This is a genomic window from Chromobacterium haemolyticum, assembly GCF_002081825.1.
GTDB classification, from domain to species: Bacteria; Pseudomonadota; Gammaproteobacteria; order Burkholderiales; family Chromobacteriaceae; genus Chromobacterium; species Chromobacterium fluminis.
In genome coordinates, this window is record NZ_MUKU01000001.1 from 84,497 (window position 1) to 98,204 (window position 13,708).

The 13,708-nt window shown below is 62.1% G+C and carries 11 protein-coding genes; 10 read left to right on the top strand and 1 reads right to left on the bottom strand.

Annotated elements, in window-relative coordinates; genetic code table 11:
* Positions 1-6: 6 nt before the first annotated feature.
* The 9 genes from B0T39_RS00440 (at position 7) to sucD (ending at position 10,631) form a co-directional block, all read left to right on the top strand.
* Complete coding sequence (locus B0T39_RS00440) at positions 7-717, top strand: succinate dehydrogenase iron-sulfur subunit (RefSeq protein ID WP_019103261.1); 711 nt, start codon at positions 7-9, stop codon at positions 715-717.
* On the top strand, positions 714-962 hold the full coding sequence (locus B0T39_RS00445) for a succinate dehydrogenase assembly factor 2 (protein WP_081544312.1): 249 nt from the start codon (positions 714-716) through the stop codon (positions 960-962). The genes B0T39_RS00440 and B0T39_RS00445 overlap by 4 nt, the downstream gene beginning before the upstream one ends.
* A gap of 53 nt (positions 963-1,015) precedes the next feature.
* Complete coding sequence (gltA, locus tag B0T39_RS00450) at positions 1,016-2,308, top strand: citrate synthase (protein ID WP_081544313.1); 1,293 nt, start codon at positions 1,016-1,018, stop codon at positions 2,306-2,308.
* Positions 2,309-2,504: 196 nt separating this feature from the next.
* Positions 2,505-5,333, top strand: coding sequence for a 2-oxoglutarate dehydrogenase E1 component (locus tag B0T39_RS00455; RefSeq protein ID WP_081544314.1), 2,829 nt, complete (start codon positions 2,505-2,507; stop codon positions 5,331-5,333).
* 52 nt (positions 5,334-5,385) lie between these two features.
* Complete coding sequence (odhB, locus tag B0T39_RS00460; protein WP_081544315.1) at positions 5,386-6,627, top strand: 2-oxoglutarate dehydrogenase complex dihydrolipoyllysine-residue succinyltransferase; 1,242 nt, start codon at positions 5,386-5,388, stop codon at positions 6,625-6,627.
* Positions 6,628-6,681: 54 nt separating this feature from the next.
* The gene (locus B0T39_RS00465) at positions 6,682-6,864 is read left to right on the top strand and encodes a hypothetical protein (protein ID WP_081544316.1); all 183 of its coding nucleotides are present in this window, start codon (positions 6,682-6,684) and stop codon (positions 6,862-6,864) included.
* A 49-nt stretch (positions 6,865-6,913) separates the two neighbouring features.
* Positions 6,914-8,347, top strand: coding sequence for a dihydrolipoyl dehydrogenase (gene lpdA, locus B0T39_RS00470; RefSeq protein WP_081544317.1), 1,434 nt, complete (start codon positions 6,914-6,916; stop codon positions 8,345-8,347).
* A 199-nt stretch (positions 8,348-8,546) separates the two neighbouring features.
* Positions 8,547-9,719, top strand: a complete 1,173-nt coding sequence (gene sucC / locus B0T39_RS00475; RefSeq protein ID WP_081544318.1) for an ADP-forming succinate--CoA ligase subunit beta — start codon at positions 8,547-8,549, stop codon at positions 9,717-9,719.
* Between the two features lie 27 nt (positions 9,720-9,746).
* Entirely contained in the window at positions 9,747-10,631 is an 885-nt protein-coding gene (gene sucD / locus B0T39_RS00480) for a succinate--CoA ligase subunit alpha (protein ID WP_043592732.1), read from the top strand.
* A 114-nt stretch (positions 10,632-10,745) separates the two neighbouring features.
* Here the strand turns inward: sucD and B0T39_RS00485 are convergent, their stop codons facing one another.
* On the bottom strand, positions 10,746-11,390 hold the full coding sequence (locus B0T39_RS00485) for a TetR/AcrR family transcriptional regulator (protein WP_081544319.1): 645 nt from the start codon (positions 11,388-11,390) through the stop codon (positions 10,746-10,748).
* Between the two features lie 291 nt (positions 11,391-11,681).
* On the opposite strand from B0T39_RS00485, the gene B0T39_RS00490 reads away from it, so the two are divergent.
* On the top strand, positions 11,682-13,568 hold the full coding sequence (locus B0T39_RS00490) for a methyl-accepting chemotaxis protein (RefSeq protein WP_081544320.1): 1,887 nt from the start codon (positions 11,682-11,684) through the stop codon (positions 13,566-13,568).
* Positions 13,569-13,708 lie beyond the last annotated feature (140 nt).

The following is a 13,708-nucleotide window of genomic DNA, read 5'->3' on the forward strand; positions in this document are numbered from 1 at the left end:
ATCAAGATGACTACCGAAACCGTCAAATTCCGCATCTACCGCTACAATCCGGAAACCGATGCCAAGCCGTACATGCAGGACATCAGCGTGGAGATGAGCTCCACCGAGCACAAGCTCCTGGACGCGCTGGTCAAGCTGAAGGTGAAGGACGATACGCTGAGCTTTCGCCGCTCCTGTCGCGAAGGCGTGTGCGGTTCCGACGCCATGAACATCAACGGCAAGAACGGCCTGGCCTGCCTGACCGACTTCCGCGACCTGAAACAGCCGATCGAACTGCGTCCGCTGCCGGGTCTGCCGGTGATCCGCGATCTGATCGTGGACATGACCCAGTTCTTCAAGCAGTACCACTCGATCAAGCCTTACGTGATCAACGACACGCCGCCGCCGGAGCGCGAACGCAAGCAGTCTCCGGAAGACCGCAAGGAACTGGACGGCCTGTACGAGTGCATTCTGTGCGCTTGCTGCTCGACGTCCTGCCCGTCCTTCTGGTGGAACCCGGACAAGTTCGTCGGCCCGGCCGGTCTGTTGGCCGCCTACCGCTTCATCGCGGACACGCGCGACGAAGCCACCAAGGAGCGTCTGGACAACCTGGAAGATCCGTACCGCTTGTTCCGTTGCCACACCATCATGAACTGCGTGGACGTGTGTCCCAAGGGCCTGAATCCGACCAAGGCGATTGGCAAGATCAAGGACCTGATGGTCAAGCGTGCAGTATGACCACCTACGATCCGATTGAACTCAAGCGGATCCGTTGGCGGTCCCGGCGGGGGCTACTGGAGCTGGATCTGGTGTTGGAGAAGTTCTTCGCCGGCCCCTTCGACCAGTTGGCCCCGGCCGAGATTGAGGCTTATAGGCGGTTGCTGGATTTGCCCGATACCGATTTTCTGGATGTCGTCAGCGGCAAGGCCGATTTGGACGATCCGGAAGAGATGGCCATCGTGGCGATTCTCCGCTCGCTCTGACGGCTATGCATCACCCCAATTACAACGACCATAAACCGACTGGGAGTATTGCTGTGGAAACTAATCGCAAAGTAACGCTCACATACAACGAGGGTAAGGAAACTCTGGATTTGCCGGTCCAGAGCGGCACTTTGGGGCCGGATGTCGTAGACATCCGCACCTTCTCCAAAACCGGCATGTTTACGTTCGACCCGGGCTTCCTGGCCACCGCCAGCTGCGAGTCCGGCATCACCTTCATCGACGGCGATCTGGGACAGCTCTACTACCGCGGCTACCCGATCGAGCAACTCGCCGAGAAAAGCGATTATCTTGAAGTCTGCTACCTGCTGTTGAACGGCGAGCTGCCGACCGCGGCGCAGCGCAAGGAATTCGAACGCGGCATCATGCGCCACAATATGCTGCATGATCAGCTGATGAGCCTGTTCAAGGGCTTCCGCCGCGACGCGCATCCGATGGCCGTGATGGTGGGCGTGGTGGGCGCGCTGTCCGCCTTCTACCATGACTCCTTGGACATCTCCAATCCGGAACATCGCCGCATTTCCGCGCATCGCCTGGTGGCCAAGCTGCCGACCATCGCCGCGCAAGCTTACCGCTACAACAAGGGCCTGCCGTTCTCCTACCCGAAAAACGGCCTGACCTACGCGGAAAACTTCCTGCACATGATGTTCTCCACCCCGTGCGAAGAGTACAAGGTGAACCCGGTGCTGGCGCGCGCGCTGGACCGCATCTTCACTCTGCACGCGGACCATGAGCAGAACGCTTCCACCTCCACCGTGCGTCTGGCCGGCTCCTCCGGGGCCAATCCCTTCGCCTGCATCGCCGCCGGCATCGCCTGCCTGTGGGGCCCGTCTCACGGCGGCGCCAACGAAGCCGTGCTGAAGATGCTGGACGAGATCGGCAGCGTGGAAAACGTGGCCGACTTCATGCAAGGCGTGAAGGACAAGCGCTACAAACTGATGGGCTTCGGCCATCGCGTGTACAAGAACATGGACCCGCGCGCCTCCATCATGAAGCAGACCTGCGACGAAGTGCTGAACGAGCTGGGCCTGCACAACGATCCCAAGTTCAAGCTGGCGATGGAACTGGAAAAGATCGCGTTGTCCGATCCGTATTTCATCGAGCGCAAGCTGTACCCGAACGTGGACTTCTACTCCGGCATTGTGCTGTCGGCGATCGGCATCCCGGTGTCGATGTTCACCCCGATCTTCGCGCTGGCCCGCACCGTGGGCTGGATCGCCCACTGGAGCGAGATGATCTCCGACCCGGCGATGAAGATCGGCCGTCCGCGTCAGTTGTACACCGGCGCCCCTCGCCGCGATTTCACCGCGGTGGAGAAACGCAAGTAAGCAGGAACGAGGGTTGGCTGGAGCAGGGCTTCAGCCAGCCTTTTTTTCCGGCCCGACGGCGGGCCGAGGCAGGGCAGAGTGTTATGGGAAGCACAACAAAAGTTTTTCCGATAGCGTTTTCCCCATGCTGCAACAGGGAGTTCGCGCCAGGGCGTAGCTGGCCGGATTCCGAACAGAAACGACAAAGGGTAGCCCCATGATGCAATCCATGTACAGCCATTCTTACCTGTTCGGTGGGAATGCACCGTTCATCGAGGAGCTGTACGAACAGTACCTCGCTGACGCCAATTCCGTTCCGAATGAGTGGCGCGACTATTTCGACAAGCTGGCGCAAGCGCCGGGCGCTGCCGAACGCGATGTGCCGCACATGCCGATCCAGGAATCCTTTATTCAGCTGGCCAAAAAGCCGGCCGCCGGCCAGCGCGCCGGCAGCGGAGCGGAATGGGACACCATGCAAAAGCAGGTGGGGGTGCTGAAACTGATTTCCGCCTACCGCGTGCTGGGCAGCCGCCAGGCCAACCTGGACCCGCTCAAGCGCATGGATCAGGAACTGGTGCGCGAACTGGATCCGGCTACCCATGGACTGACCGGCGCCGATATGGCGGTGCAATTCAACGCCGGCTCGCTGGTGGGCTCGCAGAAAATGCCGCTGTCCGACATTCTGGCGCGTCTGAAGCAGACCTACTGCGGCAATATCGGCGTCGAGTACATGCACATCACCAAGTCGGATGAAAAGCATTGGGTGCAAAAACGCTTTGAGGGCGACTTGTCCACGCCGCATTACGACGCGGCCAAGAAGCAGCGCATCCTGAAGCAGATCACCGCCGCAGAGACGCTGGAACGCTATCTGCACACCAAATACGTCGGCCAGAAGCGCTTCTCGCTGGAAGGCGGCGAGTCCGCCATCGCCGCGCTGGACCATCTGATCCAGAACGCCACCGGCCAAGGCGTGCAGGAACTGATCATCGGCATGGCTCACCGCGGCCGCTTGAACGTGCTGGTCAATACTCTGGGCAAACTGCCGCGCGACCTGTTCGCCGAATTCGAAGGCAAGGCCGCCCAGCAAATGGCCTCCGGCGACGTGAAGTACCACATGGGCTTCTCGTCCGACATCCCGACCGCCGACGGTCCGATGCACGTGTCGCTGGCCTTCAACCCTTCGCACCTGGAGATCGTCAACCCAGTGGTGGAGGGCTCGGTGCGCGCGCGCCAAGAGCGCCGCAAGGACGCGGAACGCAAGACCGCGGTGCCGGTACTGATCCACGGCGACTCCGCCTTTGGCGGCCTGGGCGTCAACCAGGGCACTTTCAACCTGTCCCAGACCCGCGGCTATGGCACCGGCGGCACGATACACATCGTGATCAACAACCAGGTGGGTTTCACCACCTCGGACACCCGCGACATCCGCTCCACCATGTATTGCACCGACGTGGCCAAGATGATCGAAGCGCCGATCTTCCACGTCAACGGCGATGATCCGGAAGCCGTCTGCTATGTGATGCAGGCCGCGCTGGACTACCGCATGACCTTCAAGAAGGATGTGGTCATCGATCTGGTGTGCTATCGCAAACTGGGCCACAACGAGGGCGACGATCCCTTCCTGACCCAGCCGATGATGTACAAGAAGATCGCCAAGCACCAAGGCGTGCGCGCGATGTACGCCGAGCGTCTGGTGCAGGAAGGCGTGCTGAAGGCGGAAGAAGCCGACGCGCAGATCCAGGCCTACCGCGACGCGCTGGACAAGGGCGAGCACGTAGAGCAGACCGCGCTGACCAACTACAAGCGCGAGCACGCGCTGGACTTCAGCCAGTATCTGGGCACCCATTGGGCGCACCCGACCGACACCTCCTTGCCGCAGGCCGATATCCAGCGTCTGACCGACAAGTTCACCTCGCTGCCGGAGGGCTTCAAGCTGCACCCGACGGTGCAGAAGGTGCTGGCCGCGCGCAAGGCGATGGCCGCGGGCGAGCAGAACGCGGACTGGGGCATGGCCGAGACCCTGGCTTACGCCAGCCTGGTGACCAACGGCTTCGGCGTGCGTCTGTCCGGCGAAGACTCCGGCCGCGGCACTTTCTCCCACCGCCATTCGGTGCTGCACGATCAGAACCGCGAGAGCTGGGACCAAGGCAGCTATGTGCCGCTGCGCAATATGTCCGACAACCAGGCCGATTTCCTGGTGATCGACTCCATCCTGAACGAAGAAGCGGTGCTGGCCTATGAATACGGTTATGCCTGTTCCGCTCCGGATCAGTTGGTGATTTGGGAAGCTCAGTTCGGCGACTTCGCCAACGGCGCCCAGGTGGCCATCGACCAGTTCATTTCCTCCGGCGAGACCAAGTGGGGCCGTCTGTGCGGCCTGACCACCATCCTGCCGCATGGCTACGACGGCCAAGGCCCGGAACATTCGTCCGCGCGCCTGGAGCGTTGGCTGCAGCTGTGCGCCGAGCACAATATGCAGGTAGTGATGCCGTCCGAAGCTTCGCAGATGTTCCACATGCTGCGTCGCCAGGTACTTCGCCCGTATCGCAAGCCGTTGGTGATCTTCCTGTCCAAGCGCCTGCTGCGTTTCAAGGATTCGATGAGCCCGATCGAAGCGTTCACCAGCGGCAGCTTCCGCCCGGTGATCGGCGACTCGGTGGTGCAGGACGCCAAGAAGGTCAAGCGCGTGTTGCTGTGCGCCGGCCAGGTGTATTACGACCTTGCCGCCGCCCGCAAGGAGCGCGGCCTGGACGACGATATCGCCATCGTGCGCATTGAGCAGCTCTACCCGTTCCCGACCGAGCAGGTGGCCGCCGAGCTGGCGCGCTTCCCGCAGGCTCGCGAAGTGATGTGGGTGCAGGAAGAGCCGCGCAACCAGGGCGCGTGGTACCAGATCCGTCACCGCCTGGAAGGCCTGCTGGGCGCCAAGCAGTCGTTGTCCTTTGCCGGCCGTCCGTCGTCCGCTTCCCCGGCCGTAGGCTATATGAGCAAACACGTCGCCCAACTCAAGGCTTTCGTTGAAGAAGCCATGTCGGTCGCCAAATAACTACTGAATGAGTTCGAGGCAGCCGGAGGGCTGCCTCTACATGGAGAAGAACATGCTGATTGAAGTCACTGTCCCGCAACTGCCCGAGTCCGTATCCGAAGCCACGCTGATGAGCTGGCACAAGAAGGTTGGCCAAGCCGTCAGCCGCGACGAGAACCTGATCGACCTGGAAACCGACAAAGTGGTGCTGGAACTGCCGGCGCCCCAGGCAGGCGTGATCGTTGAAATCATCGTGGAAGACGGCGCCACCGTGGTGTCCGGCCAGTTGATCGCCAAGATCGACACCGCCGCCAAGGCCGGCGACGTGGCTCCGGCCGCTGCCGCCGCGCCGGCTCCGGCAGCCGCCCCTGCGCCCGCCGCCGCACCGGCAGGCGGAGCCGCCATGCCGTCCGCCGCCAAGCTGGCCGCCGAAACCGGCGTGGACCTGTCCAAAGTGGCCGGTTCCGGCCGCGACGGCCGTGTGTTGAAAGAAGACGTGCAGGCCGCCAAGCAAGCCGCTCCCGCCCAGGCCGGCCCGGTGCTGGCTCCGGCCGCCGCCGGCGCCGCGCTGTCCGCCACCCCTGCCGCGGTGAATGTCGCCGCCATTCTGTCCGACCGTCCGGAACAGAGCGTGCCGATGTCCCGCCTGCGTCAGCGCGTGGCCGAGCGCCTGATCCTGTCGCAGCAGACCAACGCCATCCTCACCACCTTCAATGAAGTGAACATGAAGCCGGTGATGGACCTGCGCGCCAAGTACAAGGACCGCTTCGAGAAGGAACACGGCATCAAGCTGGGTTTCATGGGCTTCTTCGTCAAGGCCGTGGTGGCCGCGCTGAAGAAATACCCCATCGTCAACGCCTCGGTGGACGGCAACAACATCATCTATCACGGCTACTTCGACATCGGCGTGGCCGTGGGCAGCCCGCGCGGCCTGGTAGTACCGGTGATCCGCAACGCAGACCAGCTGAGCCTGGCCGACATCGAGAAGCAGATCTCCGAATTCGGCAAGCGCGCGCAGGAAGGCAAGCTGACCGTGGAAGAACTGACCGGCGGCACCTACACCATCTCCAACGGCGGCACCTTCGGCTCGATGATGTCCACCCCCATCATCAACCCGCCGCAGTCCGCGATCCTGGGCATGCACGCCACCAAGGAGCGCGCTGTGGTTGAGAACGGTCAAGTGGTGGTGCGCCCGATGATGTATCTTGCCCAGTCCTACGACCACCGCATCATCGACGGCCGCGAAGCCGTGCTGAGCTTGGTGGCGATCAAGGACGCGATTGAAGATCCGGCCCGCCTGATCCTCGACTTGTAATCACCCGCGGCCGGGAGCGCGCTCCCGGCCTGTCTTGCGATGAATGGAGCTTGAATGCAGTTGCCCGACTGGTTTTACGGAATCGCCGCCATCCTGGCTGGCGTGGCCATAGGCTGGCTGACCTGGAAAAAACGCAAAAACGGCGTGCGCGAAGACCTGTACAGCCTGATCGGCAAAAGCATTCTCTGCCTGTTCATGATCGCATTCGGCATTCTGCTGCTGAAGGTCGGCAAGTAGACCCGGCAGCCGGCGGGCCGCGCGCCCGCCACCGATAAAGGAAAACAAGATGAGCCAATCGTTTGATGTAGTGGTGATCGGCGGCGGCCCCGGCGGTTACGTAGCCGCCATCCGCGCCGCCCAGCTGGGCTTCAACACCGCCTGCGTGGACGCGTTCAAGAACCCGGAAGGCAAGGCGTCGCTGGGCGGCACCTGCCTGAACGTCGGTTGCATTCCGTCCAAGGCGCTGCTGCAGTCGTCGGAAAACTTCCACGCGGTGCAGCACGATTTCGCCAAGCACGGCATTAGCGTCTCCGGCGCCAAGATGGACGTGGCGCAGATGATTTCGCGCAAGACCGACATCATCACCAAGAACGCCGCCGGCATCAGCTTCCTGTTCAAAAAGAACAAGGTGGCCAACATCCACGGTCTGGCCGCTTTCAAGGGCCGCCAGGGCGAGAAGTGGGTGATCGAGGTCAGCGACGGCGGCAAGGTGGTGGACACCCTGGAAGCCGGCCACGTGATCGTGGCCACCGGTTCCAGCCCGCGCGCCTTGCCGGGCCTGGCCACCGACAACAAGCTGGTGCTGGACAACGAAGGCGCGTTGGCGCTGACGGACGTACCGAAGCGCCTGGGCGTGATCGGTGCCGGCGTGATCGGCCTGGAAATGGGCTCGGTCTGGAAGCGTCTGGGCGCTGAGGTCACCATCCTGGAAGCGATGCCGACCTTCCTCGCCGCGGCCGACCAGCAGATCGCCAAGGAAGCCTTCAAGACCCTGACCAAGGACACCGGCCTGGACATCAAGCTGGGCGTCAAGATCGGCGAAGTGAAGGCCGGCAAGAAGAGCGTCACCGTCAATTACGAACTGAACGGCGAAGCGGTCAAGGCCGAGTTCGACAAGCTGATCGTTTCCATCGGCCGCCTGCCCAACACCCAGGGCCTGGGCGCCGATGCGGTGGGTCTGCAGCTGGACGAGCGCGGCTTCGTGGCGGTGGACGACCATTGCCACACCAATCTGCCCAATGTCTGGGCGATCGGCGACGTGGTGCGCGGCCCGATGCTGGCGCACAAGGCGTCGGAAGAGGGCGTGGCCGTGGCCGAGCGCATCGCCGGCCAGAAGCCGCACGTGGACTTCGGCGTGATTCCGTGGGTGATCTACACTTCTCCGGAAATCGCCTGGGTCGGCAAGACCGAGGAGCAGCTCAAGGCCGAAGGCGTTGAGTACAAGAAGGGCACTTCCGGCTTTGGCGCCAACGGCCGCGCGCTGGGCTTGGGCCAAGCGCAAGGCACGGTCAAGATCCTGGCCTGCGCCAAGACCGACCGCATCCTGGGCCTGCACATGATAGGCCCGATGGTGTCCGAGCTGGTCAGCGAAGGCGTGGTGTCGATGGAGTTCAAGGCCGCCAGCGAAGACCTGGCGCGCATTGTCCACGCTCACCCGTCCTTGTCCGAAGTGATACACGAAGCCGCCCTGGCCGCCGACAAGCGCGCCTTGCACGGCTAAGCGTTCGCCGGGGCGTGTACAATCGCGCACGGCTCGGCAAAACGGCTCCCTTGGGAGCCGGTTGACGGAGTATGCGGCGACGCCGGTCAGCCTGGGGGGTGACGGCGCGCGCCAGATACATTAAAGGTTTACAAGCGACTCAAAGAAATAGGGGCGTCGGTTTCAGCCCGCCATCCATTTCTCCGAAAGGAAACCATAGATGAACCTGCACGAATACCAAGCGAAAGAGCTGCTGGCCAAATACGGCCTGCCGGTGCAACAGGGCATTCTGGCCGCTACGCCGGAAGAAGCCGCTGCCGCTTACGATAAACTGGGCGGCAAATTCGCCGTCGTCAAGGCTCAGGTGCATGCCGGCGGCCGCGGCAAGGCCGGTGGCGTGAAAGTGGTGAAAAGCCGCGAAGAAGCCGCCGAAGTGGCCAAGGGCCTGATTGGTAAAAACCTGGTGACTTACCAGACCGACGCCGCCGGCCAGCCGGTGAACAGCGTGCTGGTGTGCGAAGACATGTACCCGGTGCAGCGCGAACTCTATCTGGGCGCCGTGGTTGACCGCGGCAGCCAGCGCGTGGTGTTCATGGTGTCCACCGAAGGCGGCGTGGAAATCGAGAAAGTGGCCGAGGAAACTCCGGAAAAGATTATCAAGATCGAAGTGGACCCGCTGGTCGGCATGCAGCCGTTCCAGGCCCGCGACGCCGCTTTCGCGCTGGGCCTGTCCGGCGCGCAAGTCGCGGCGTTCAGCAAGCTGATGCTGGGTTCTTACAAGGCCTTTGTTGAAAACGACTTCGCGCTGTTCGAAGTGAATCCGCTGGCGCTGCGCGAAAACGGCGAACTGGCCTGCGTGGACGGCAAGATCAATCTGGACTCCAACGCGCTGTACCGCCACCCGGAACTGCTGGCGCAACGCGACAAGAGCCAGGAAAACGAACGCGAAGTGAAAGCTTCCGAGTTCGACCTGAACTACGTGGCGCTGGAAGGCAATATCGGTTGCATGGTGAACGGCGCCGGCCTGGCGATGGCCACCATGGACATCATCAAGCTGAAGGGCGGCCAGCCGGCCAACTTCCTGGACGTGGGCGGCGGCGCTACCAAAGAGCGTGTGATCGAAGCCTTCAAGCTGATCCTGGCCGATACCTCGGTGCAGGGCGTGCTGATCAACATCTTCGGCGGCATCGTGCGTTGCGACATGATCGCCGAAGCCATCATCGCCGCGGTGAAGGAAGTGAACGTGACCGTGCCGGTCGTGGTGCGTCTGGAAGGCAACAACGCCGAGCTGGGCGCCAAGATCCTGGACGACTCCGGTCTGAAACTGACTTCCGCCCAGGGTCTGAACGACGCTGCCGAGAAGATCGTCGCCGCCGTCAAGGCCGCTGCCTGAGACCCGCACTGAGCTGAGGAATACAAAATGAGCGTATTGGTAAACAAAGACACCAAAGTGCTGGTGCAAGGCTTCACCGGCAAGAACGGCACTTTCCACGCCGAGCAGGCGCTGAAAGTGGGCACCAAGGTTGTAGGCGGCGTGACCCCGGGCAAAGGCGGTTCCGAGCACCTGGGCCTGCCGGTGTTCAACACCATGAAGGACGCCGTGCGTCAGACCCAGGCAGACGCCTCGGTGATCTACGTGCCCGCGGCCTTCGCCAAGGATTCCATTCTGGAAGCGATCGACAGCGGCGTGAAGCTGATTGTCTGCATCACCGAAGGCGTGCCCACCCTGGACATGCTCTACGTGAAGAAAGCTGTAGACGAAGCCGGCATTCGCCTGATCGGCCCGAACTGCCCCGGCATCATCACCCCGGGCGAGTGCAAGATCGGCATCATGCCGTGGCACATCCACAACCCGGGCCGCATCGGCATCGTGTCCCGTTCCGGCACCCTGACCTATGAAGCCGTGGCGCAAACCACCGCGCTGGGTCTGGGTCAGTCCACCTGCATTGGCATCGGCGGCGACCCGATCCCGGGCACCAGCCATATCGACGCGTTGAAACTGTTCCAGGATGATCCGGACACCGACGCCATCGTGATGATCGGCGAAATCGGCGGTTCCGCCGAGGAAGAGGCGGCCGAGTTCGCCAAGTCCTACGTGACCAAGCCGGTGGTCGGCTACATCGCCGGCGTGACTGCTCCCAAGGGCAAGCGCATGGGCCATGCGGGCGCCATCATCTCCGGCGGCAAGGGCACGGCGGAAGAGAAGTTCAAGGCCTTCGAGAAGGCCGGCATCGCCTACACGCGCAGCCCGGCGGAAATCGGCAAGACCATGTTTGAGTTGCTGAAAAGCAAGGGTATGATCTAAGAAGCGGTTCACGATCTGCTGCGCTTGCTCTAGCTCGCGAGATCGTGGATGGATTCTAAGGCCGCATGCAAAACACCCCTGGCCAGCCAGGGGTGTTTTTTTATGCCTCGCCGTTCAGGCGTAGCGAGCGCAGACGCGGTCGAACGGCGGCCGGTAGCGCGGATCCACGTAAGGCGTCAGCAGATAGAGCAGGCTGCGACAGCCGTCTTTCACCATGCGTTCCAGCTCGCTGGGCGTGGCGGAATGCTTGAGCGTGGTCACCCAGCCGGTCTGCACCATCTGAAAGTGCTGGACCAGGTGCGCCAGTTGCTTGTCGTCGCCCAGCAGCACGCCCTCTTCGCGCAGCCGTGAGAACAGCTGGGCCAGCTTGCCGGCCAACTGGCCGCGCGACAGCTGCTGGTGGTTTTCCGCCAGTTCCGGGTGCAGGTAGTACAGGCTGGGCATGCTCTTGGGCAGGAAGCGGAAGCTCCAGATGTGCCGCAGCGTTTTTTCCATCGCCCCCACCATCGCCTCTATAGAGTTGCTGTGCCGGAGCGCGGCCGACAGTTGCTCCGCCATGCCTTTGACGTAGCGCTGGTAGAGCTCGCTGATGATCTCTTCCTTATTGCGGAAGTGATAGTACAACTTGCCGGTGCTGATATTCATCCGCTCGGCGATATGATTGGTGGTGATGACGCGCTCGCCCTCCTGATTGAACAGCTGCAAGCTGGCGTCAACGATGTTCTGAAAGGTTTGCGACCGTTCGCCGCTTTTACTCATCTTGGCCCCTTTCTGTCTAATAACCGGGCGCCGCCCATTGCCGTGGCCGCGTCCAGGCGCAAGTATCGCTCAAATTGGGGTGAAATTGTCGTGGTTAGGGCAAATTGTCGACATTTTGTGACGCAAGCGTCGGCAAGATAAGCTCCGCAGGCGTTACGAGTATTTGAAATGCATGATTGAGGTGGCAGTTTGATTTAAAACATGCGCAAATATTTAAAGACATTGTTATTTTTAACAATGCATGACATCTCGTATGACGGATAATAACGCTTTTATCAGCAACGGCTTATCATGCGCTCCATCCGTCACAAGCTCACGCTGCTGACAGCGGTGTCCATTCTGGTCGCCACGCTCAGCATCACCATCACCGCCTGCCTGAATATCCGCTCCCACGCTTATCAAGAAGCGGAGCGGGAGATCAACCAAGTCGCCCAGCTACAGGGCGGCTTCGTGTCCGAATGGCTGTCGGTTCGCAAGAATCTGATCAGCGCCAGCCTCAGCCACGCCGACGACGCGCAGGTCAGCTACTATCTGCAGCAGCTGGCCAAGGGCGGCGGCTTCAACGTGATTTACGCCGGCAACGGCGCGACCGGCGACATGAAGTACTCGGTGCCGGGACGTCCCAAGCCCAGCGCCGACTACCAGCCGGCGCAACGTCCGTGGTTCCAGCAGTCCAAGGCTCAGGACGGCCTGATCGTCACCGACCCGTACAAAGACTCCGAGCCGGAAACCAAGGACAAGCTGGTGATCACCATCGCCGACAAGGTCAAGGGCCAGGACATCGTGGTGGGCGGCGACATTCTGATCGACAAGCTGGTCAAGTCGGTGCTGGACATCAAGCTGGCCGGCAAGGGCCATGCCTTCCTGCTGACCAAGCAGGGCAAGATCATCGCTTATCCCAAGCCGGGCAATGAACTCAAGCCCATCGGCAGCGTGATTCCGGCCTTGGACGAAGCCGCCTTCGCCAGCCTGTTGCAAAGCGACCAGGCCAAGAGCGTGGACATAGACGGCGGCGCCTATATGGTGGCCTTGCGTCCGATCGCTGGTTCCGACTGGGTGATGGGCGTGGCCGCGGACGAAGACGTGATCTCCTCCCAGGTCAACGGCATCATCTGGCTGATCGCCGGCGCCGTCGCCATCGTGCTGGCGGTGATGCTGACCTTCAGCTCCGCCTATCTGGGCCGCCTGCTCAAGGGCCTGTTCCAGGTGCGCGACGCGATGCGCGAAATCTCCCAGGGCGAAGGCGATCTGACCCGCCGCATCGAAGTGGCCGGCGAGGACGAGGTGGCGCAGACCGCGCAGGCCTTCAACCAGTTCGTGCAGCGGCTGAACGGCATGTTCCGCGAACTGCGCGACGAAGCCGGGCAACTGACCCAGGGCGTGATCGAAGTCAGTGGCGCGGTGAAGCGTCTGGCCGATGATTCCCACGTGTTGGCGGATATCTCCAGCTCCAACGCCGCGGCGATCGAAGAAGTGACGGTAAGCATCTCCCACATCGCCGACGCCACCCGCGAGACCGACAGCCTGGCGCGCAATACCGGCGAGCATTCGCGCGAGAGCGCCAACGATATGCAGCGCATCAGCAGCGAGATGTCGCGCACCAGCGAATCGGTGGGCGAGCTGTCCGGTCTGCTGGCGTCCTTGGAGCAGCGTTCGCAGGAAATCTCCAAGATCACCAATGTGATCCGCGATATCGCCGACCAGACCAATCTCTTAGCCTTGAACGCGGCGATCGAAGCCGCGCGCGCCGGCGAGCAGGGCCGCGGCTTCGCCGTGGTGGCCGACGAGGTGCGCAAGCTGGCCGAGCGCACCGGCCAGGCCACGGTGGAAATCAGCCAGATGGTGGAAAACATTCTGGGTGAAACCGGCAAGGCGGTGCAGAACATGAACAGCACCGTCGGCGCGGTGGACAACAGCGTGGATCTGACCGCCCAGGCGCGTGCGCGCCTGACCGCGATCAGCGAGGCGATGCAGCAGGTGGTGGACAAGATCGGCGATGTGGCCCTGTCCACCAGCGAGCAGCACAACGCCACCACGGCGATGGCGCAGAGCACCGAGTCGATCAACAACCAGATCATCGATTCCGACTCCGCCTTGCAATCGGCGATGCAGACCTTGGGCTCCTTGAACGACCTGGCCCGCGGGATGCAGAGCACCTTCAATCGCTTCCGGCTGTAAGCCAGGGATTGTCCGCGTAAGAGCGTGTTTACGATCTCGCGAGCAAGAGCGAGACAAGGCGAAAACGGCTGAGAAAGCGGAATGTACAAATGGTACATGAGCATTTCGAAGCGGTACTCACCGTGCCACGCCTCACGACG

Excerpts from the sequence above, each read along its gene's own strand:
- B0T39_RS00440 (WP_019103261.1), top strand. The coding sequence starts at position 7 with ATGACTACCGAAACCGTCAAATTCCGCATCTACCGCTACAATCCGGAA.
- B0T39_RS00445 (WP_081544312.1), top strand. The coding sequence starts at position 714 with ATGACCACCTACGATCCGATTGAACTCAAGCGGATCCGTTGGCGGTCC.
- B0T39_RS00455 (WP_081544314.1), top strand. The coding sequence starts at position 2,505 with ATGATGCAATCCATGTACAGCCATTCTTACCTGTTCGGTGGGAATGCA.
- odhB (WP_081544315.1), top strand. The coding sequence starts at position 5,386 with ATGCTGATTGAAGTCACTGTCCCGCAACTGCCCGAGTCCGTATCCGAA.
- B0T39_RS00465 (WP_081544316.1), top strand. The coding sequence starts at position 6,682 with ATGCAGTTGCCCGACTGGTTTTACGGAATCGCCGCCATCCTGGCTGGC.
- lpdA (WP_081544317.1), top strand. The coding sequence starts at position 6,914 with ATGAGCCAATCGTTTGATGTAGTGGTGATCGGCGGCGGCCCCGGCGGT.
- sucC (WP_081544318.1), top strand. The coding sequence starts at position 8,547 with ATGAACCTGCACGAATACCAAGCGAAAGAGCTGCTGGCCAAATACGGC.
- sucD (WP_043592732.1), top strand. The coding sequence starts at position 9,747 with ATGAGCGTATTGGTAAACAAAGACACCAAAGTGCTGGTGCAAGGCTTC.
- B0T39_RS00485 (WP_081544319.1), bottom strand. The coding sequence starts at position 11,390 with ATGAGTAAAAGCGGCGAACGGTCGCAAACCTTTCAGAACATCGTTGAC.
- B0T39_RS00490 (WP_081544320.1), top strand. The coding sequence starts at position 11,682 with ATGCGCTCCATCCGTCACAAGCTCACGCTGCTGACAGCGGTGTCCATT.